Here is a 19629-nt window from a genome sequence, read left to right on the forward strand (position 1 = left end):
CGACAGCTAAAGCTTTCACTTAACTGGTCGATAACCAATTATGATATTTTACGCGCTTGTACCATGATCATCAGAACGCTTTTATTACTTGTTACCGCTTTACCCGCGACGACTTTTGCAGCAGAACATATTGACGCAGCACCACTTGGTTCTCTTTATCAGCAAGACGCTAATCGCTTCTACGAGCCATCGCAACTGATGAAACTGGAAAGCGAAAACGAAAGCTTTTATGTATTTCATCAAGAATATATGGCAGCTGCTCGTGAAGGCATCGTGATCTTATTACCAGACATGCAAACTCCACCGCTCAATAACAGCGGCATAAGCTTTCTTGCAAAGCGCTTAAGCGATGATGGCTACGACACCTATACCCTTACTCCGCCGGACCTTTCTTATGCACCAAGTCTGCTAGAGCAAGACATCGCGCTCCCCGATGCTGAAAAACCGGCTCAGCAAACGCTTGCACCCATTTCAGAATCTAATCTCGACGAATATAAAATGGCCCTGATCAGCCGCTTTGAGGTGCTTTACAACACCCTGTCCATGACTCAAACAGAAAAGTTGGTGGTTGTCGCATTTGGTAATAGCGCAGGTTTATTCGGTGAGCACTTAGCTACTCTGCCCAAACTACGTATCGATGCCTTTGCCGTTGTTAGCCCACAACTGCCTAATGCAACGCGGCAAAAGCACTTAGCATCCAACCTTTCTCTGATAAGCCCTGCTTTACTGGATGTTTACTACAGTTTTGACAATCCTATTGTGGTCGACAATACGCCGGACAGAGCGCGCTGGGCGAGAAAAAACAGTAAATTTGATTATCGCCAACGGGAGCTTTTTGGAGAAAAAACCGATCCACTCCAACATCAAAGGCTCAGAAAGGAGTTACTCGGCTTTTTACGCGTCTTATAGCTTTTCAGATTAGCTCTTTTTTAAATATTCATAGGCAGACTGAATATCTTGGCTTTTACGCTTTGCAACTTCCATCATATGCTTAGGTAATCCCTGAGACACCAATTTGTCAGGGTGATGCTGCGACATCAGTTTGCGGTAAGCTTTTTTGATATCACGCTCATTTGCCTCTTCACTCAATCCCAGTACAGCCAAAGCTTTAGCACGGCTTAAGCCATTATCTTGTGATGCTGGTTGACGGCCGCCATGTTGCTGGTATTGATGTTGCGATCTCCCCGACGCCTGTGAGCGGCGAAACTCAAATTCTGCTTGGTAGCGTTTTAGCAGGAATAAAAAGTGTGTTTCTGCAAAGCCTAAATACTTGCTCACCTGTTTAAGTAAGGCCTTCTCCGCATCAGACACATGACCATCACAAAATGCCATTTGAATTTGAATCTCTAAAAACAGCTGCCTCAAGTCATAGCGTCTGGCAAAAGCTTCTTTAAAATCGGTAACCGCTTCTTTTATCGAAAAGTCACTGCTTTTTCCCGCAGTAAACGCATGTTGTGCTTCTTTTCGCTCTTCACCCTGCAAGCCCATTTCGCTCATAAACGCAGACGCAGCTTGAATGTGGATTTCGCTGACTCGACCATTAGACTTCGCAATATGTCCCATCACAGAAAAACAGCTGGAAAAGAACAAGGCTTGGCGCTCATGCAGATCTTCACCTTTCATGAAACCTTGAAAGCCACCGACTTTATCAAAATCCTGACGCAAACTTTTATCAAATAAATGGCCGAGATAAAAACCTAAAATAGCGCCTAACCAACGACCAAATAAAAAGCCGAAAATTGTGCCTAATAATTTACCCCACATCGCTATACCCTAACTTTTCGTTGATCATTTTTAGTCGCTCTGGCGTGCCGATGTCGTCCCATGCGCCCAAGTACAGTTCAGTAGAAACTTTATGCTGCTCAAGCCCACTGCGCAGCAACGGCCCTAGTTTTATAAAGCCAGTCCCAAGCTCGGTAAAAAAACTTTGGTGATATTTGCCAATACCAGACAAGGTATATTTTTGCTGATTGAGCGGTTGATGGGCAAGGCAAAAATCGCCTTCAGGATTATGTTCGGGATTTTCTACCAACACAATGTGCGCCTCGCAATGGCCCTCTGCTGTGCTGCCGAGCTGTAACTGCATTAGGCTGCTGACATCATAGTCCGTAAAAATATCGCCATTGAGTACAATAAAGCTGTCATCCTGTTCACATAACATCGGCAGTGCTTGAATGATTCCACCTGCGGTTTCTAATCCACCCTCAGGTTCATCACTGTACTCAATATTGACACCGAAGTGACTACCATTGCCGAGATAGTCTTTTATCACCTGACCTTGCCATGCAAGATTTATCACGATATCGCAGATCCCAGCCGCTTTTAAACGCTCGATATGATGCTCAAGTAGTGGCTTTCCCGCGACGTTAAGCATAGGTTTTGGTTGGTTCGCGGTCAGTGGCATCATGCGTTTACCACGACCGGCAGATAAAATTATCGCTTTCATTGTTACTTCTATTTTGTGCCTAATTTGGCCTGCGCTTGAGGCATTATGTCATTCTCTAGCCAGCTTGCAAGCCACTGAAATTCTTTATACTTATTCGCTACTTCAACGAGGTAGCGTAACGTTGGCAAAATATTTTCTAAGTACCCGCCTTTGCCGTCTCGCTGCAATAGACGAGTAAAAATCCCGGCAGCTTTAAGGTGCCTTTGCATCCCCGTTAAGTCAAAGTAATGTTGATAGGTGCTAAAATCCATGCCGCCTAATAAATTTGCCGCTTTTAAACAATCAAAACTATGTTGCTGAAGCTCGGTAAACTCATGTACATCAAGACGAGTATAACAATCCCGCAACAGAGAAACCGCATCATAAGTGACAGGTCCTTGTACCGCATCCTGATAATCAATGAGATACCACTGAGACTGATGACATATCAGGTTGCGGCTATGAAAATCTCGATGCATCGTGGCCTGCGGCTGACGAGTCATCGCATCAACGAGTTTCAACTTCACATTATGCCATTGCACTTGTTGATATTCGGTGGGTGTTAAACCAAGCCATTTTGTTACAAGCCACTCGTAAAAGATATTAAGTTCCATATCAACGAACTCAGCATCATAGGGCTTCATCCATTCACTCTTTGGTGTTTTGGCTATTTCTGGAATAAGCGCTATCAACGCACGATAATCCTCTAGCCGAGAAGGCAATGCCAACCTATCGGCCAAATGCTCAGAGCCTAAATCTTGTAACAGTAACAGCCCTTGTTCTTCATTACTCGCAAGAATTTCTGGCACATTAAGGTCTTGCTCTGCAAACACCGTATTTAAACCAATAAAAGGGGCATTATCGAGTTTATCGACCGGTGTCTCCATTAAGATCCACGACATCGTTTGTTGTTTGACGCGATAATAACGCCGGAAACTGGCATCCGAGGTGATAGCCTCACACGTAAAATCGTCACTATGTATTGCTTGCTGTATAAACTCGGCGCGCTGGTTTTGACTATTCATGGATTAACTATTACACCTTCTACTTGTAAATATTTAAATGCTACTGTATTTCCGACAGTTTTCATTTATCATGATGAGCTTATTATTAAATGCTCAGCTAATAGGTTATTAAATGCGCAAAATTTGGGGCTTGGCTGTATTATCCGCGATTCATTCTACAGCTTTTGCTAATACGAACATTGTCGCCGCACAATGTAAAGACTATATGCAGCCAGAAAACTGGAAGCCGTTAGCCTCGCTGCCCAAACATGCCATTGATATCGTTGCCGATGACTTAGAACTACAAGGTACTGATAGTGCTGAGTTTTCGGGTAATGTGGTGATTAACACTGAAACCATGAGCTTAGAAGCTAGACGTGCGCTAATCGATAAAAAAGAAGGCCTGCTCAGCGCTTCTGGACCACTACTCTATCGTGACCAATTTACCAAAGTTCACAGCAATGGGCTATTCGCGGATTTAAATGCTAACACCGTGAGCTTGCTTGGTGCTGAATATGAATTAACAGACCAGCTGGGGCGCGGTGGTGCAGAGAAGTTGCATGCCTCTGGCAGCAAAATTTCACTCGACAACTCTAGCTTCACCACGTGTCCTGCTGATGACCCATTTTGGAGTATCGAGGCAAGCAGTATTGTACTTTCTCGAGAAGACGGTTGGGGTGAAACCTATAATACGGTGTTCAAAATTATGGACACGCCAATTATCTATTTACCCTACTTTACGTTTCCAATCGATGATAGACGAAAATCTGGCCTGCTGACACCGACAATTTCCAGCTCAAATAAGTTTGGCTTGGAGCTGATCACCCCTTATTATCTCAATCTAGCTCCTAACTACGACGCGACCCTAACACCAAGGTACATGGCTAATAAAGGATTTCAGCTTATTACCGAGTTCAGATATTTAACTGAACAACATCAAGGTAAAATTGGCGTCGAATACCTCAGTAAGGATGATTCCGAGCCACAGCTAGACGATCGCTATTTAGTGCATTGGCAACAAAAAAGCTATTTAAGTGATAAATGGCGTGCGTTTGTTGATGTTACAAATGTGAGTGACGATAACTATCTCACTGACTTAACATCCGAATACGCCAATGAAACTGACACTCAGTTATATCGCACCGGCAGTCTAAGTTACCTTGGTGAAGACTGGTTAGTCGACTTAAAGTTGCAAGATTTTGAAGTGTTGGGTGACCACAGAGAATCCTACACTGCACTACCGCAAATTAGCTTCCGTACACGGGACAGCTATGAACTTGTTGGCCTTGATTGGGACTTTGAGGGTGAGTTTGCCTATTTTCAAAATGATGCTTTGCCAATCTCAGAGGCGTCGCGATTACACCTAGAGCCTCGCGTGTCTTTTTCACGCAGCGACTACGCTTGGTCATTTACCTCCGAGGCACGCCTACTTCACACGCGTTATGAACAAAATATAGATATGCCTGATACAGAGTATGAGGAGTCTGTCACGCGTACATTGCCTAGTTTACGGGTACACGGACAACTGAACTTTGAACGCAGTACCGAGTTCTTTTTTGAACAAGGTACGCAAACGCTTGAGCCACAAATTCAGTACCTTTACACACCTCACAGAGAGCAAAGCCAAATTGGCTGGTACGATACTGCTAAGTTACAAGATGACTTTATTGGTCTGTTTAGAGCACGCCGTTACTCAGGTTATGACCGTATTGCAGAAGCCAATCAATTCACGGTGGGTGCAACTACGCGTGTATTCGATAGCAGTAATGTCGAGCGCTTTAACTTCAGTGCAGGTCAGATCATTTATCTTGAGTCATCTGTAAAGCCTTCTGAACAGCTATTTACTGATGATACCAACTATAATGCACTATTTGCCGCTGAATCCATGTTACATTGGCATAAGCGCTGGTACCTCTCAGGTGGGGTGCAATATGATGTGGATAGCAAAGAGTTAGTGCAGTCTCACTTTACTTTGGACTATAAAGGTGACGATAAGCAGTTAGTGCAATTGAACCATCGTTATGTTAATGATGTCTCAGACTATGAAATTGACCAAGTCGGTCTCTTTACAAGTTTACCAATTGACGATAACTGGCAATTTGTAGCAAGCTATCACCGAGATATGACGGCAAATAGAAGTGTTGAATCCTTTGTTGGTGTTCAATACCAGTCTTGTTGTTGGGCTATTCAGGTGACTGCGAATCGTCAAATTGAAACAAACTTAAACCAAACACTTACAAATGATGAAGCAGTGTTTGATTCTGGCTTCAGCCTGAAATTTGTCCTTACAGGGCTTGGAAGCCAAAGCAGTGGTGATGCGAGTAAACTCCTTCGACAGGGTATTTTTGGTTACCGTAGACCGTATTTTTTGAATAAATAGAATTTAGAAAGCCGTATGAATTTAAAAAAGTTGTTATTAGTGGCCTCCTTAAGTGCAGGCCTGTTTACTCAAGCACATGCTGAGCGTGTAAAGCTAGATACAGTTGTTGCCACAGTAAATGATGGTGTAATTTTACAAAGCGAAGTCGATCAAATAATAAATCGTGTAAAAGAACAGGCTGAGCAGCAAGGTACCGAACTTCCTAGCGATAGAACATTACGCTTACAAGCCATCGATAAACTCATTGAGCAATCTTTAATGTTGCAACTGGGTGACCGTATGGGTATGCAAATTTCAGATGCTCAATTGGATCAGACCATTGCGAATATTGCCCAAGACCAAGGTGGTACTATCGCTGATTTACGTCGCTCAGTTGAAGCTAGCGGCGAAAGCTTCCCGGCATACCGAGAAGAGATCCGTAAAGAAATAACCACAAGCCAAGTGCGCCGTGCCAGTGTTGACCGCCGTATTTATATTAGCCCTCAAGAGGTGACTAACCTGCAAAAAATATTGAGTGAGCAAACGGGTAACTCGGAAGAGTATGATATCGGCCATATCTTGATTAAGATCCCAAATAAAGCGACTCCAGAAGAAATTGAAGACGCTCGTGAGCGCGCTGATAACGTGATTAAGTTTTTGAACGAAGGTAAAGAGTTCAAGCGCATCGCAATTGCTTCTTCTAGCGGCTCAAAAGCGCTCGATGGTGGTCAATTAGGCTGGATGGGAATTAACGAAATGCCAACCTTGTTCGCTGAGGCCATAAAAGGTGCGAAAAAAGACGACATAGTTGGTCCACTGCGCTCAGGTGCAGGTTTCCACATTCTAAAAGTACAAGATATTCGTGGTCGTGAAGTCGTTGAAACTGTTGAGGTGCGTTCACGTCATATCTTAATCAAGCCGTCTATTATCCTAAGTGAAGAAAAAGCACGCTCAATGCTAACTGGCTTTGTAAAAGACTTGCGCGCAGGTACCGCTGACTTTGCAGCGCTGGCTAAAGAATATTCTGAAGATCCAGGCTCTGCACTTAAAGGTGGTGAGTACGATTGGACAGATCCAACTACATACGTACCTGCGTTTAGAGACACTCTGTTGTCGCTAGAAAAAGATCAGATCAGTGAACCATTTAGAAGTACATTTGGCTGGCATATTGTACAACTGCTAGATAAACGCGTAGCCGATAAAACAGAACAAGCCAAGTTAAATCGCGCACACCGTCTGTTGTTTAACCGTAAATTTAAAGAAGAAAGCTTTAAATGGATTAAAGAAATGCGTGACCAAGCGCATATTGAAATTATCGAAGCGGAATAACGGCTATGACACTCAGAATCGCAATTACACCGGGTGAGCCTGCAGGTATTGGCCCAGATCTTGTTATCAAACTGGCTCAGCACGCATGGCCTGCTCAGTTGGTTGCGGTGGCTGATAAAAGTATTCTAGAAAAACGCGCCAAAGAACTCGGTGAGCAAATCAAGTTGCTGCCATTTGACAGCGAAGCTGCGCCTGAAGCGGCACCTGCTGGTGCCATTTACTACCTTCAAGTAGACAAAGGTGCTGAAGTGGTCGCTGGTCAATTAGATGAAGCCAATGGCCATTATGTGCTCGAAACCTTGCGCATTGCCTCTGAAAAGAATATGGATGGGACATTTGCAGCGGTAGTCACGGGCCCAGTTCATAAAGGCATTATTAACCAAGCTGGGATCTCGTTTAGCGGCCATACTGAGTACTTTGCACAACAGTCTGATACCGCTGATGTCGTAATGCTACTCGCAACCGAAGGGCTGCGTGTAGCGCTAGTAACTACGCATATCCCACTGGCGTACGTATCAAAGGCAATTACGCCTGAGCGTCTCAGCAAAGTCATTCATATTTTACATCACGACCTACAAACCAAGTTTGGTATTGAACAACCCAGGGTATTAGTTTGTGGATTAAATCCGCACGCTGGAGAAAGTGGTCATCTTGGTCGTGAAGAAATAGAAACCATTGAGCCAACACTGGAAATGCTGAATAAACAAGGCATGAACTTGGTTGGACCGCTGCCAGCTGACACCCTTTTCCAAGCTAAATATTTAGATAATGCTGATGCTGTGCTCGCAATGTATCACGATCAGGGCTTACCTGTGTTAAAATATAAAGGTTTTGGAAACTCAGTAAACATCACCCTAGGATTACCCTTTGTTCGCACATCGGTTGATCACGGTACAGCGCTTGATTTAGCCGGCTCTGGTGATGTTGAAGTGGGTAGTTTTGAATTAGCGATCCGCGAAGCAATTAAGCTCGCAACCAAAAAAGCACAGAATGCATGACAGATAAAGTACATCTCGGACACAGAGCGCGTAAACGCTTTGGTCAAAACTTCTTAAATGACAACAATATTATCGACAAGATAGTAACTGCTATCGACCCAAAACCTGAAGACAATCTGGTTGAAATCGGTCCTGGTTTAGGTGCTATCACTGAACCTGTTTGTGATTTAAGTGGCCACCTAACCGTTGTAGAACTCGATAAAGATCTTGCCGAGCGCTTGATCCATCACCCATTCTTGGGACCTAAATTAACGGTTCACCAAGGCGACGCGATGAAGTTTGATTTCTCTTCTTTAATCAAAGAAGGGGAAAAACTGAAGATCTTTGGTAACTTACCTTACAACGTATCAACCCCTTTGCTATTTCACTTATTTGAGTTTGCAGATCAGGTCGAGCATATGCACTTTATGCTGCAAAAAGAAGTGGTTAACCGTATGGTTGCAGGCCCAGGCAGCAAGGCCTTTGGTCGCTTAAGCGTCATGACGCAGTACTATTGTCACGCTATTCCTGTGATCGAAGTGCCACCACATTGCTTTAAACCAGCACCTAAAGTTGACTCGGCCGTTGTTCGATTGATCCCAAAAGATCCGTCGCAACGTACAGCTAAGAGCACTAAGCTTTTGAACACTGTTTGTTTAGAAGCGTTCAACCAACGTCGTAAGACACTAAGAAATAGCTTATCGAACCTGTTAACCGAAGAGCAGCTGCGAAACTTAGGTATCGACCCTACACTTCGCGCTGAAAACCTGTCGCTTAACCAGTTTATTGAAATTGCAAATTGGATATATGACAACTCAAACTAATATTGGCTCACCTATCAAAGTATCGGTGGAGACCTTTTACGTTGAAGCGCAATCACAGCCTGAAAAGGATAAATATGTGTTTGCCTATACAATTACCATCAAAAACCATAGCTTATGTAATGCCAAGCTACATAGCCGCTATTGGCTCATTACCGACGCTAATGGCAAAGAGACTGAAGTCGAAGGTGAAGGTGTCGTTGGTGAGCAGCCCACTATTCGTCCTGGCGAGAGCTATCAGTACACCAGCGGCGCGGTGCTCGATACTCCCGTTGGTACAATGGAAGGGTTTTATTTAATGCGTAATGAGTTTGGCACTGAGTTTAAAGCGCCAATCAATGTATTTAGACTTTCCTGTCCAAATATTTTGCATTAATACCATTTTTATTTTGCGGAAGCGGGCTTACCCCGCGTTCCTCATACATGCTAGACATCAGAATAAAAACATTGAGTTATAAAAAACCACAGGTAATAAATGGCAAAATACGCAATTGGAGACTTGCAAGGCTGCTTCACTCCACTCATCGGGCTACTCGATCAAGTCAACTTTAACCCAAGCCAAGACCATTTATACTTTGTCGGTGACATCATCGCCAGAGGACCCGATTCACTTGCTTGCCTAGAGTTTCTCTATCAACACGCAGGCTCTATTAGCATTACACTCGGCAATCACGATCTCCACTTTTTAGCATGTCTTGCTTTGGGTGTCGCTCCGAACCCAAAAGATAAATTAGATGCGGTTTTTGCCAGCCCTAAATGCCAAAAATATGCTGACTTATTACGTGCACAGCCCCTCGCTATTTGGCTTGAAACACAGCAAACTTTTATTTCTCATGCAGGTATTCATCCAAGCTGGAATATTACGCAAGCGCTAGAATATGCACGCTTTGCCGAAACCATTTATCAATCAACAAAAGCCCCTGAGTTTTACGCCAATATGTACGGTGCTCACCCAGGACTTGAGCACAACAAGCTCAGTGAACAAGATAAATTTAAAGCCATTGTTAACGTCTTCACTCGAATGCGCTTTCTAAAACAAAATGGCGAACTGGATCTTAAGAACAAATCTGGCCTAAAAGATGCGGCAGGTCTCACTCCGTGGTTTGAGCTCAGCCAAACACCAGCCGACACTACCCTACTTTTCGGCCACTGGGCTGCTTTGGAAGGCGAAACCAACAAGAAAAATATTATAGCCTTAGACACTGGCTGCGTGTGGGGAGGTCCTATGACGATGATAAATATCAACAGTGGTGAAAAGTACCAGCACAATTAAGCTATTTAACCTGAGGTTTGGATAAGAAATGAGCTAACTCGTTGTTTTTAAAATCACATTAAATTATTTCCTTATCTAGCCAGAGAGTTTTGGGGATAACCAGGCGAATTTACGCACCAATAGCTGGCTATTGGAAGTGAATTCAACGCAGTTAGCGCTAAAACTGGCTGCTAGAAAAGCATTAATTATCCGAAGCTCAGGTTATTTAACTTTCCTAAGTCGAATCTAGGGTAATCACCCACTTTAATTTTTACAAAACTAAGCTACACTCGAAGAAAACGTGAAGCTTATACTTTTTATCCGTTGAGCTGCTATTTTTTGTAATCCGACCTTTTTTACTGAATTTTTTTGTCACATCTGCTATAAAATACTTAACTTATCCGCAATAAATCCGATAAGTATCCGTATTGCTTTGTAAATTTTGTAGGACAGCTATGAATTTGACTGTTAGCCAACGTATTTGGGGTGGTTTTATTACCATCACCTTGTTGCTTCTTCTTATCGGGGGCAATTCTTTATTTAGAATTGCGAACATTGACAACTCAACTCAACAGGTTAATAACCTGTCTTTACCAGCTCTCTCTAAAAGCTCTGCGCTGCAAGTAGAGTTTACTTTAATGAGCAAAATGGCTCAGGGAAGTTTTTACGCGCGTTCAGAGACTGAACTGGCGACGCTAAAACAGCAATTTAAAGAGCGCCAGAAGATCTTCGACAAAACCTATTCAGAGCTGCAACAGGTCGTTGCCGCTAATAATAAATTGGCCTCAAGCAGTCGTGATGTTGGCAAAAGTTATGATGCGTTCGTAAAAGCCATGAACAGCTTGGTAAACGAGAAAACAACTGAGCTTTCGTTACGGGACAAATTAAAAGAGCAGTTATCTACTATCGATGTTGCCGCAGAAGATGCGACTATGGTGACGGTTGATATCATTGATTTGGATGGCTTAGAAGATGCTGACAAACGTGCTTTTCAAGCTGCAAATAACTTAGAAAATAACTTTTCTTCTGTTGTGACTAGCGCCAATGATATTGTTACTGTTGAAGACATCAATACACTGGAAATCGTAAGTAGGGATCAAAGCTACCTCGTTGAAGAGCTAGGTCGCAATATTGATTTGATGCGTGGCCCCGTTAGCGCGCTTGATAGTAGTTTGTTTGCTGATCTCGAAGGCTATTACACTAATTTGAAAGATGCAGTTACTGGCAGCAACAGCATCACGGAAAATCAAAAACGCTTGATCAATGCGATAGCCGAGACACGTAAAGAACTAACCAATGCAGAAAAAACCACAAAAGCAGCCCTATCTCAGCTAGATGATTTACTCTCTGAAGCGAGCCAAGTCGCCTTTAACTTACAACAAGGGGTACGTGCCGATGTAGGCACAGCAAACCTATGGACTTGGATTGGTATGATAGTAGCAACGTTAATGGCCGTCGGTGTTGCCTACATTACCGTTAGTCGTATCACAAAACCGCTATCGGAAGTAAATCGAGTCTTAAACATTGTCGCCAGTGGCGATATGACACAGCGCTTAGATGACACAGCAAAAGATGAGTTTGGTGAATTATCTAGAAGCTGTAACACCCTAATCTCTAGCTTACGTGAACTTATCACTGGCATTATTTCTCGTTCGACGCAGCTTGCTGCAGCGTCCGAAGAAACATCGACTATAACTACGGAATCCAGCCAAGCAATTAAGAATCAGCAGGCACAGGTAGAGCAAGCAGCTACCGCTACAACTGAGATGAGTAGCACTTCTCACGGTGTAAGCAACAGCGCACATCAAGCACTACAGGAAATTAAAAATGCTGATAAAGAAGCTGAGCGTGTTAAAGGCATCTCACATGAGAACAAACACACTATTGAGCAACTCGCAAGAGAAGTGGATGAAGCCTCTCGCGTGATTAACAAACTACATCAAGACAGCGCGTCGATAGGTAGTATTTTGGATGTTATCCGTGGCATTGCCGAGCAAACTAACCTCCTTGCACTAAACGCTGCAATCGAAGCCGCCCGTGCGGGTGAACAAGGTCGTGGCTTCGCTGTAGTGGCAGACGAAGTACGCTCGCTTGCAAGTAAAACTCAAGAGTCGACTCAAGAAATTCAAGCAATGATTGAATCCTTACAAGCCGGTGCCGAAGAAGCAGTAGGCGCGATGTCGAAAGGCAAGCAGCAGGCGGAGTCGTGCGTAACTCAGAGCGACCTTGCTAATGAAGCACTAAACTCTATCACTGCAGCCGTTTCTCAGGCTCATGATGTGAGTGAAGAGATTGCAAACGCGGCGAATGAGCAACAACAAGTAGCACAGGAAATTAGTGAACGTTTAGAATCGATTGTAACAATCGCAGAGCAAACAGCTGAAGGCGCAAGCCAGACCTCAATCTCTAGTTCTGAGGTTGCCAAACTCGCCGAAGAGTTACGCTTATCGGTAGAACAGTTTAAGGTTTAGCTATCTAACCTGAGCTTTGAGCAGGAAACAGTCTCAAAACTTTAAGGGGTTTAGCAAAACCCCTAAGCATAAAAAAACCCATGCATGGCATGGGTTTTTTGTTTCTTTTCTTTGATTATGCAAACAATGCGTTTGCCTTCTCAACGATATTTTCTACCGTAAAGCCAAATAGCTTGAATAGCTCATCAGCAGGCGCTGACTCACCAAACGTTGTCATACCAACTATAGCACCATTTAGGCCTACATATTTGTACCAGAAGTCCTCAATACCCGCTTCGATAGCGACGCGACGCGTTACTGAGCTTGGTAGTACGCTTTCTTTGTATGCTGGAGATTGCGCATCAAAAATGTCCGTTGAAGGCATAGACACAACACGTACCTTTTTACCTTCTGCACGAAGCTTATCCGCAGACTCAACTGCAAGTTGCACTTCAGAACCGGTTGCAATAAGGATGATTTCAGGCTCACCATCACAAGATAGTACATAACCACCTTGCTTAATCGCTGCAACCTGCTCAGCGGTACGAGGCTGCTGCGCAAGGCCCTGACGGGTAAATACAAGTGCAGATGGGCCATCAGCGCGTTCAACAGCTTGCTGCCAAGCAACTGCTGACTCAACTTGGTCACATGGACGCCAGCTCGCAAGGTTTGGCGTAGTACGTAAGTTCGCCATTTGTTCTACTGGTTGGTGTGTTGGACCATCTTCACCAAGACCGATTGAATCATGAGTATACACAAAGATGCTTCTTTGTTTCATCAATGCAGCCATACGTACGGCATTACGCGCGTATTCCATAAACATTAGGAATGTCGCACCGTAAGGGATAAAGCCTCTATGTAGCGCAATACCATTCATAATGGCAGACATACCAAATTCACGCACACCGTAGAAGATATAGTTACCCGCAGCATCTTCTGCCGTTAAGCCTTTAGATTGATCCCAAAGTGTTAAGTTAGAACCCGCAAGGTCAGCAGAGCCACCCATAAACTCAGGTAGAATTGGACCAAAAGCATTCAATGCATTTTGTGATGCTTTACGAGTTGCTGGGTTTGCAGGATTCGCTTGAAGCTCTGCAATATACGCTTCTGTTTTCTCAGACCAGTTTGCTGGAAGCTCGCCTTTCATGCGACGCTCAAACTCAGCAGCAAGCTCAGGATAATGCATTTGGTATTCAGTGAACTTAATCAGCCAGTCACTTTGTTGATTTTGACCACGTGCTGTTGCGTCCCATTTCGCGTACACATCTTCCGGTACTTCAAATGCGCCGTGCTCCCAACCAAGGAATTCACGTGCTGCTTTGATTTCATCATCACCTAGCGGTGCACCGTGACAATCATGGCTACCAGACTTGTTTGGTGAACCATAACCGATAACCGTTTTACAACAGATAAGGGTTGGTTTGTCAGACTCTGCTTGCGCCGCTTCGATTGCCGCTTTAATCGCATCGCTATCGTGACCATCAACACCGGCGATAACATGCCAGCCATAAGACTCAAAGCGTTTTGGTGTATCGTCGCTAAACCAACCTTCAACTTCACCGTCGATTGAAATACCGTTGTCATCCCAAAATGCAATCAGTTTGCCAAGACCAAGGGTACCCGCAAGTGAACAAGCTTCGTGTGAGATACCTTCCATCAAACAACCATCACCTAAAAAAGCATAGGTATAGTGATTAACGATGTCGTAATCTTCACGGTTAAACTGTGCAGCCAATGCTTTTTCAGCAATCGCCATACCTACCGCATTAGTAATACCCTGGCCTAATGGGCCTGTAGTAGTTTCAATACCCGGCGCATAACCATACTCTGGATGGCCTGGTGTTTTTGAGTGTAGCTGACGGAAGTTTTTGATGTCATCAATTGATAAGTCATAACCCGACAAATGCAACAATGAATAAATTAACATCGAGCCGTGACCGTTTGATAATACAAAGCGATCTCTGTCGAACCACTCAGGATTACTTGGGTTGTGCTTTAAAAAATCGCGCCAAAGTACTTCTGCGATGTCCGCCATGCCCATAGGGGCTCCAGGGTGGCCAGACTTGGCCTTTTGTACAGCGTCCATGGAAAGAACGCGAATTGCATTAGCAAGTTCTTTGCGAGATGGCATGAATTCTCCTACCTTTAAATGTGTTTCGCGGGGGTTTGAGCCCATTCTTACTTATTTATATGGCTAACTGCAACGGCAAAGGCCATAAAAAAACGGGTACAGACGGACTTTTTCCGACCATTAAAAAAGTTTGCACAATTTTGGACGTCTAGGCGTAAAATAACTAGTCAATGCCTAGGTTTTTTGGTTAGAATACGCCCCTTAATTTTTCGCGCTGTTCCTGATGTTTGTGAAGCGCAATATTTGTGAGCATAAATACAATGGCTAAACATTTATTTACTTCTGAATCTGTTTCTGAGGGTCATCCGGATAAAATCGCCGATCAGATCTCTGATGCGGTTCTAGATGCCATCCTTGAGCAAGATCCAAAAGCACGTGTTGCGTGTGAAACTTACGTTAAAACCGGTATGGTTATGGTTGGTGGTGAAATCACGACTAGCGCTTGGGTTGATATCGAGGAATTAACTCGTAAGACCGTGCGTGAAATTGGTTACACACATTCAGACATGGGCTTTGACGCTGATTCATGTGCAATCCTTAACACGATTGGTAAACAATCACCTGATATCAACCAAGGTGTTGACCGTACTCGTCCAGAAGAGCAAGGTGCTGGTGACCAAGGCCTAATGTTTGGTTACGCGTGTAACGAAACTGACGTACTTATGCCTGCGCCTATCACTTACTCACACCGTCTAGTTCAGCGCCAAGCGCAAGTTCGTAAAGACGGCACGCTACCTTGGTTACGTCCAGACGCTAAGTCTCAGGTAACATTCGCGTACGAAAACGGTAAAGCAGTAGGTATCGACGCGGTCGTATTATCTACACAGCACTGTGATTCGGTATCACAAGCTGACCTTGTAGAAGCGGTGATGGAAACTATCATCAAGCCTACACTACCTGCAGAGCTTATCACTGAAGCAACTAAGTTCTTCATCAACCCAACTGGCCGTTTCGTTATCGGTGGTCCTATGGGTGACTGTGGTCTAACTGGTCGTAAAATCATTGTAGATACATACGGCGGTATGGCACGTCACGGTGGTGGTGCATTCTCAGGTAAAGATCCATCAAAAGTTGACCGTTCTGCTGCTTACGCAGCGCGTTACGTTGCAAAGAACATTGTTGCCGCTGGCCTTGCTGACAAGTGTGAGATCCAAGTGTCTTACGCAATCGGTGTTGCTGAGCCTACTTCTATCAGCGTAGAAACTTTCGGTACAGCTAAGCTTGATGAGTCGCGTTTGATCGAACTTATCCGCGAGCACTTCGACTTACGCCCTTACGGTCTAATCACTATGCTAGACCTTGAGCGTCCAATTTATCAGCCTACTGCTGCTTACGGCCACTTTGGTCGTGAAGAGTTCCCTTGGGAAGCAACAGATAAAGCTGACGCACTACGTGCGGCTGCAGGCCTATAATCCCCTGCAGCAAAAAGTAAAAAAGGCGCCAAGTGCGCCTTTTTTAATGCCTGTGGATAATCCCCTATCCGATAAATACTTCATCGACATCATCTTTTAAGTTTTGATACTCATCTTCATGCAAATTAAGCTCAATCATCACCTTATCTTTAAATAGATACCAATCTGCTGCGCTTCTAAAGTGTTTTGCTTCAAAACAGAGGTTTTCAGCCAGTTTAAGTGCCGCAAAGGTTTGCACATGCTGCGCATCTTTTTGCTCTTCAAGATAGCTAACGTCATGGTGGCGCAAAATCATCTGGCATATTTCTTTAGGTAAGTGCCAAGACGTCGCAAGAAAGTAGCCTATCACAGTGTGAGGCACTGGATACTTTTGCTGCTCGTAGTAAATAAGCGTTTGCTCAGGTCGCTCTATAGACTGCTTTATTACCTCAGCGTAGTCAGGATATTTTACGGCCATTGCTGGGATCCCGGCATCATGAAACAGTCCGAGCAGCTGCAAATTCTCCATGGGTAATGACGCCTTCAAATGATGTCCAACCACCATCGCCGCTTTTGAAATATCCGCAGCGTTATCCCAAAACTGCTGCAGTGAAATACAGCACTTTGACTGCTCAAACGCATTTTTAAGCAAATACCCAGTCACTAGCTGCGTAATACAGTTAACGCCCAAAAACATCACTGCTTGTTTTATATCTGTGATTGTACGGGCAAGACCATAAGCGGGTGAATTAATTACCTTTAACACCGCAGCTGACGCACCAACATCCGCCGCAATAATCTCCGCCACGGTAAATAACTCAGGCTCCGGTTGTGATAATTCATTTTGTAAGGCTTGTAATATTTCAGGCTTAGCAGGTAAGTTAAATCCGCCGCGCAAATCATTCAGCACTTTATCGTCAATATCGATCATTGGGCTACCTCAGAATTGATACACCCAAGTTTAGTTCATCACCTGATATTTGCAGTATTGATTGTAATGAAGTGGTACAAAAAAGCGGGATAAAACCCCGCTTAATCTGGTTAGAACCAATATGGTTCGCTATGCATGGAAGACTGTCGACTTTGCTCCATAGCACTTATCAAAAAGTCTGATTTTTGCTTAAGCCATGCCTGCACTTCTTGCAGTTCGTCTGCGTTTTGGCTTTGGCAAAGCTGATATAAATACGCCAGTGTTTCTAGCTCATAAATACCATAAACGATATCAATCCAAGGCGTTCTAAACGCTTTGCGCGCTTCTTTATCGTAAAGCTTGCCCAGACAGTTACCGCTTAGTAGCGTGTTTTCTAACTTTATTCTCACATGTAAATAATCTTTTTCAGAAAGCGATTTATCCTGTGGAAGCAAGTTTTTCAACTCTTGCCAGTCTTTATCAAATAATTGGCTTGCGATTTCTGTGACAGGTAGCTCTGCTGCACTCAGTGCTTTTTGATCCCAGTTTTTACGCCACGCTCTATCAACCAGCCAGCGAGTAAGTGAAAGGATCAAACGGTTATAGCGGGTGCAATGAAATAAATCTTCAATGTCCGTCGGTGTCGGCTGAACATCTTGTAAATCGGTAATGACCTGCGCCAATTCAGGAAACTGATTAAGTTTCTTATGATAAGCATGACGCTTTGAGGTATAGGTTTTTAAATGAATTGCATTTTCGACCCAGGCAAGTTCTGACAACAACCATTTTAACTCATTGCGAATACTCTCAGTCGAGCTTTTATCAACGATATCATCGAACAACCAAAACGCGTGGCGGATAAGCGAGACTCCATCAATAACACGTTTTAATGTCTTGAGACTTGGTTTATTAAAATAACACTGCTCATGCTTCTGGACGAACTGAATACCATAACTGACTGTCGCAATTAGCGCTTGTTCTTGCGTTACCTGAGATTTGAGCGGTACAAACCCTATAAACTTATTTGGTTTTAGAGGCTTATCATCGGCAATTCGATACCCTCTGGCGGCCTTTGAGTATAGTCCCAAACGCATACCAGCCTGTTTAATTAGGTGATCGGCTAATAAGAAAAGATCTTCTTTGTTTCCCTCAATGAGCTCTATTTCAAGCTCATTGATTGGCTCCATCTTCCCTTGGGCTGCTATTTCCCCTTTATCCAACACGACTTCGATTTTGGTTCCTGAATCCGTTTCGATTAACCAAGTTCGACGAATGAAATTCGTACTGAAGATCGGGAATATGTTTTCTGCGATAGACTCAAGTTGCATGCCGTGAGGCCAAATATTCGCGTCAAACGCTAACAAGTCAGGACGTCCTGATTGAATAGGTAAATTGTACTCAGGTCGTTGATGTAACCCTCCTACAACTTCTCCCGCAAGCTTAATCGTTTGCTCGCATTCATCATTGCAACAACGCGTTCTTAGGCCGATATCTAGCGCACGCAATTCACGATTTGGCGTGTCAAAGTAGGCGTTAGTTAAGTTTTTAGCAGGCTTGTTAGTGACCGTTTTTGCAAACTGTGTGATGAGTGCAGGGATCAGCGGAACTTCATTATCTGAAACCAAAAATTTCAGTTCTATTTCAGTGTCCATTAGGGCAGTGTTTTACCTATTTGTCTAAGGGAGGATCAAAATATACAAAGGAGGCTAAGTTTGCAATCTTTTTATCCGATGAGAAGTGCACCAAATATGCGCTAAATCAATAGATAGTCGGGCTAATTTCGCTGAACGTCAGCGGATTAATAACACCGAATCATTGCGTTAAATGCTGCAATTTTCATTATGTAATCAATTATTTCGCGCCATTCAAAATAAACAAAGCCTTGCTATTAGGCCGCGAAATCCCTACTATTTTGTAAACTTTACGACCCAAAGAATAAAAGGCCCACGCATGTTCAACTTTAAGCAATTTATCATTGCGAGCCTGCTCTTCACCAGCTTTATAAGCTTTGCCGAAGAGCCAGACGAAAATAGCACAGTAAACACGGCAACACCAAACGGCTATATTAGTGACAATCTTTTTATTTTCATGCATACAGGTCCAAGTAAAAATTATCGAATTTTAGGTTCTGTTGATGCTGGTACGCCAATCACTATTTTGAGTGGCGCTAATGACGAGTTTGTCCAAATTAAAGACGACAAAGCAAGAGAAGGTTGGGTAGAAAGTAAATTTGTCACCACGGAGCCAGGTTTAAAGCAACAATTAGAGGCGGTTAACCAAACCTTGGTGGAAACCCAAGAGGCGCTGAACGACGCCCAGCAGCAGCTTCCAATGCTGCAGCAAAACAATACCAATTTGCTAGCTGAAAATGCTTCACTTCAAGACACTATTTCAGGGCTTGAAAAGCAACTACAAGATGAGCGTTTAGCACAGCAGCAAAAAGTCCAAAAAGAGCAACACCAGTTGCTCACTTACGGTGGCATCATCGGGATCAGTGGCATTATTATCGGTGTGATCCTGACGCTATTTTTATCTCGTAGAAAGCGTTACGACGGCTGGTAAGTGGTTATATACCTATTG

At 43.8% G+C, this 19629-nt stretch carries 16 protein-coding genes; 10 read left to right on the plus strand and 6 right to left on the minus strand.

The genetic code is table 11. The features are described from left to right. The first annotated feature begins 63 nt into the window (after positions 1 to 63). Positions 64 to 909 carry a DUF3530 family protein gene (locus tag L1271_RS15955; protein ID WP_235368276.1) on the plus strand — a complete coding sequence of 282 codons (846 nt, stop codon included), beginning with the start codon at positions 64 to 66 and terminating at the stop codon, positions 907 to 909. Positions 910 to 918: 9 nt separating this feature from the next. Here L1271_RS15955 and djlA read toward each other — a convergent pair whose 3' ends face one another. The 3 genes from djlA to L1271_RS15970 are packed head-to-tail and all read right to left on the minus strand — an operon-like array spanning position 919 to position 3450. Then, complete coding sequence (gene djlA / locus L1271_RS15960; protein WP_010606012.1) at positions 919 to 1764, minus strand: co-chaperone DjlA; 846 nt, start codon at positions 1762 to 1764, stop codon at positions 919 to 921. Beyond that, positions 1754 to 2446, minus strand: a complete 693-nt coding sequence (gene murU, locus L1271_RS15965) for an N-acetylmuramate alpha-1-phosphate uridylyltransferase MurU (protein ID WP_235368277.1) — start codon at positions 2444 to 2446, stop codon at positions 1754 to 1756. Before murU ends, djlA begins: the two co-directional genes overlap by 11 nt. Before the next feature lie 8 nt (positions 2447 to 2454). Continuing rightward, the gene (locus tag L1271_RS15970; protein ID WP_235368278.1) at positions 2455 to 3450 is read right to left on the minus strand and encodes an aminoglycoside phosphotransferase family protein; all 996 of its coding nucleotides are present in this window, start codon (positions 3448 to 3450) and stop codon (positions 2455 to 2457) included. Between the two features lie 112 nt (positions 3451 to 3562). Here L1271_RS15970 and lptD point away from each other — a divergent pair, with 112 nt between their 5' ends. The 7 genes from lptD (at position 3563) to L1271_RS16005 (ending at position 12638) form a co-directional block, all read left to right on the plus strand. Continuing rightward, on the plus strand, positions 3563 to 5809 hold the full coding sequence (gene lptD / locus L1271_RS15975; RefSeq protein WP_102057427.1) for an LPS assembly protein LptD: 2247 nt from the start codon (positions 3563 to 3565) through the stop codon (positions 5807 to 5809). Between the two features lie 15 nt (positions 5810 to 5824). Beyond that, positions 5825 to 7117: a peptidylprolyl isomerase SurA gene (surA, locus tag L1271_RS15980; protein WP_010606008.1), complete on the plus strand. Its 1293-nt coding sequence runs from the start codon at positions 5825 to 5827 to the stop codon at positions 7115 to 7117. Between the two features lie 5 nt (positions 7118 to 7122). Continuing rightward, a complete protein-coding gene (pdxA, locus tag L1271_RS15985; protein ID WP_174169782.1) occupies positions 7123 to 8115 on the plus strand; it encodes a 4-hydroxythreonine-4-phosphate dehydrogenase PdxA in 993 nt (330 codons plus the stop codon). Next, on the plus strand, positions 8112 to 8918 hold the full coding sequence (rsmA, locus tag L1271_RS15990) for a 16S rRNA (adenine(1518)-N(6)/adenine(1519)-N(6))-dimethyltransferase RsmA (RefSeq protein ID WP_010606006.1): 807 nt from the start codon (positions 8112 to 8114) through the stop codon (positions 8916 to 8918). The genes pdxA and rsmA overlap by 4 nt, the downstream gene beginning before the upstream one ends. Beyond that, positions 8902 to 9291, plus strand: coding sequence for a Co2+/Mg2+ efflux protein ApaG (gene apaG / locus L1271_RS15995; protein ID WP_010606005.1), 390 nt, complete (start codon positions 8902 to 8904; stop codon positions 9289 to 9291). Before rsmA ends, apaG begins: the two co-directional genes overlap by 17 nt. A gap of 99 nt (positions 9292 to 9390) precedes the next feature. After that, positions 9391 to 10188 carry a symmetrical bis(5'-nucleosyl)-tetraphosphatase gene (locus tag L1271_RS16000; protein WP_235368279.1) on the plus strand — a complete coding sequence of 266 codons (798 nt, stop codon included), beginning with the start codon at positions 9391 to 9393 and terminating at the stop codon, positions 10186 to 10188. A gap of 434 nt (positions 10189 to 10622) precedes the next feature. Further along, positions 10623 to 12638 carry a methyl-accepting chemotaxis protein gene (locus L1271_RS16005; protein WP_235368280.1) on the plus strand — a complete coding sequence of 672 codons (2016 nt, stop codon included), beginning with the start codon at positions 10623 to 10625 and terminating at the stop codon, positions 12636 to 12638. Between the two features lie 115 nt (positions 12639 to 12753). Here L1271_RS16005 and tkt read toward each other — a convergent pair whose 3' ends face one another. Continuing rightward, complete coding sequence (tkt, locus tag L1271_RS16010) at positions 12754 to 14748, minus strand: transketolase (protein WP_102057429.1); 1995 nt, start codon at positions 14746 to 14748, stop codon at positions 12754 to 12756. Between the two features lie 260 nt (positions 14749 to 15008). Between tkt and metK the strand changes: the two genes are divergently transcribed. After that, positions 15009 to 16160 carry a methionine adenosyltransferase gene (metK, locus tag L1271_RS16015; protein ID WP_010606001.1) on the plus strand — a complete coding sequence of 384 codons (1152 nt, stop codon included), beginning with the start codon at positions 15009 to 15011 and terminating at the stop codon, positions 16158 to 16160. Between the two features lie 64 nt (positions 16161 to 16224). Here the strand turns inward: metK and L1271_RS16020 are convergent, their stop codons facing one another. Together L1271_RS16020 and L1271_RS16025 are read right to left on the minus strand one after the other, a co-directional pair. Further along, the gene (locus L1271_RS16020; protein WP_102057430.1) at positions 16225 to 17070 is read right to left on the minus strand and encodes an HDOD domain-containing protein; all 846 of its coding nucleotides are present in this window, start codon (positions 17068 to 17070) and stop codon (positions 16225 to 16227) included. Positions 17071 to 17180: 110 nt separating this feature from the next. Then, a complete protein-coding gene (locus L1271_RS16025; RefSeq protein WP_010605999.1) occupies positions 17181 to 18701 on the minus strand; it encodes a CYTH and CHAD domain-containing protein in 1521 nt (506 codons plus the stop codon). A gap of 298 nt (positions 18702 to 18999) precedes the next feature. On the opposite strand from L1271_RS16025, the gene L1271_RS16030 reads away from it, so the two are divergent. After that, a complete protein-coding gene (locus tag L1271_RS16030; protein ID WP_227386883.1) occupies positions 19000 to 19611 on the plus strand; it encodes a TIGR04211 family SH3 domain-containing protein in 612 nt (203 codons plus the stop codon). Positions 19612 to 19629 lie beyond the last annotated feature (18 nt).

It is taken from the genome of Pseudoalteromonas sp. OF5H-5 (genome assembly GCF_021530695.1).
Lineage (GTDB): Bacteria > Pseudomonadota > Gammaproteobacteria > Enterobacterales > Alteromonadaceae > Pseudoalteromonas.

Coding starts and splice junctions, on each gene's coding strand:
- L1271_RS15955 (WP_235368276.1), top strand. CDS start 64: ATGATCATCAGAACGCTTTTATTACTTGTTACCGCTTTACCCGCGACG.
- djlA (WP_010606012.1), bottom strand. CDS start 1,764: ATGTGGGGTAAATTATTAGGCACAATTTTCGGCTTTTTATTTGGTCGT.
- murU (WP_235368277.1), bottom strand. CDS start 2,446: ATGAAAGCGATAATTTTATCTGCCGGTCGTGGTAAACGCATGATGCCA.
- L1271_RS15970 (WP_235368278.1), bottom strand. CDS start 3,450: ATGAATAGTCAAAACCAGCGCGCCGAGTTTATACAGCAAGCAATACAT.
- lptD (WP_102057427.1), top strand. CDS start 3,563: ATGCGCAAAATTTGGGGCTTGGCTGTATTATCCGCGATTCATTCTACA.
- surA (WP_010606008.1), top strand. CDS start 5,825: ATGAATTTAAAAAAGTTGTTATTAGTGGCCTCCTTAAGTGCAGGCCTG.
- pdxA (WP_174169782.1), top strand. CDS start 7,123: ATGACACTCAGAATCGCAATTACACCGGGTGAGCCTGCAGGTATTGGC.
- rsmA (WP_010606006.1), top strand. CDS start 8,112: ATGACAGATAAAGTACATCTCGGACACAGAGCGCGTAAACGCTTTGGT.
- apaG (WP_010606005.1), top strand. CDS start 8,902: ATGACAACTCAAACTAATATTGGCTCACCTATCAAAGTATCGGTGGAG.
- L1271_RS16000 (WP_235368279.1), top strand. CDS start 9,391: ATGGCAAAATACGCAATTGGAGACTTGCAAGGCTGCTTCACTCCACTC.
- L1271_RS16005 (WP_235368280.1), top strand. CDS start 10,623: ATGAATTTGACTGTTAGCCAACGTATTTGGGGTGGTTTTATTACCATC.
- tkt (WP_102057429.1), bottom strand. CDS start 14,748: ATGCCATCTCGCAAAGAACTTGCTAATGCAATTCGCGTTCTTTCCATG.
- metK (WP_010606001.1), top strand. CDS start 15,009: ATGGCTAAACATTTATTTACTTCTGAATCTGTTTCTGAGGGTCATCCG.
- L1271_RS16020 (WP_102057430.1), bottom strand. CDS start 17,070: ATGATCGATATTGACGATAAAGTGCTGAATGATTTGCGCGGCGGATTT.
- L1271_RS16025 (WP_010605999.1), bottom strand. CDS start 18,701: ATGGACACTGAAATAGAACTGAAATTTTTGGTTTCAGATAATGAAGTT.
- L1271_RS16030 (WP_227386883.1), top strand. CDS start 19,000: ATGTTCAACTTTAAGCAATTTATCATTGCGAGCCTGCTCTTCACCAGC.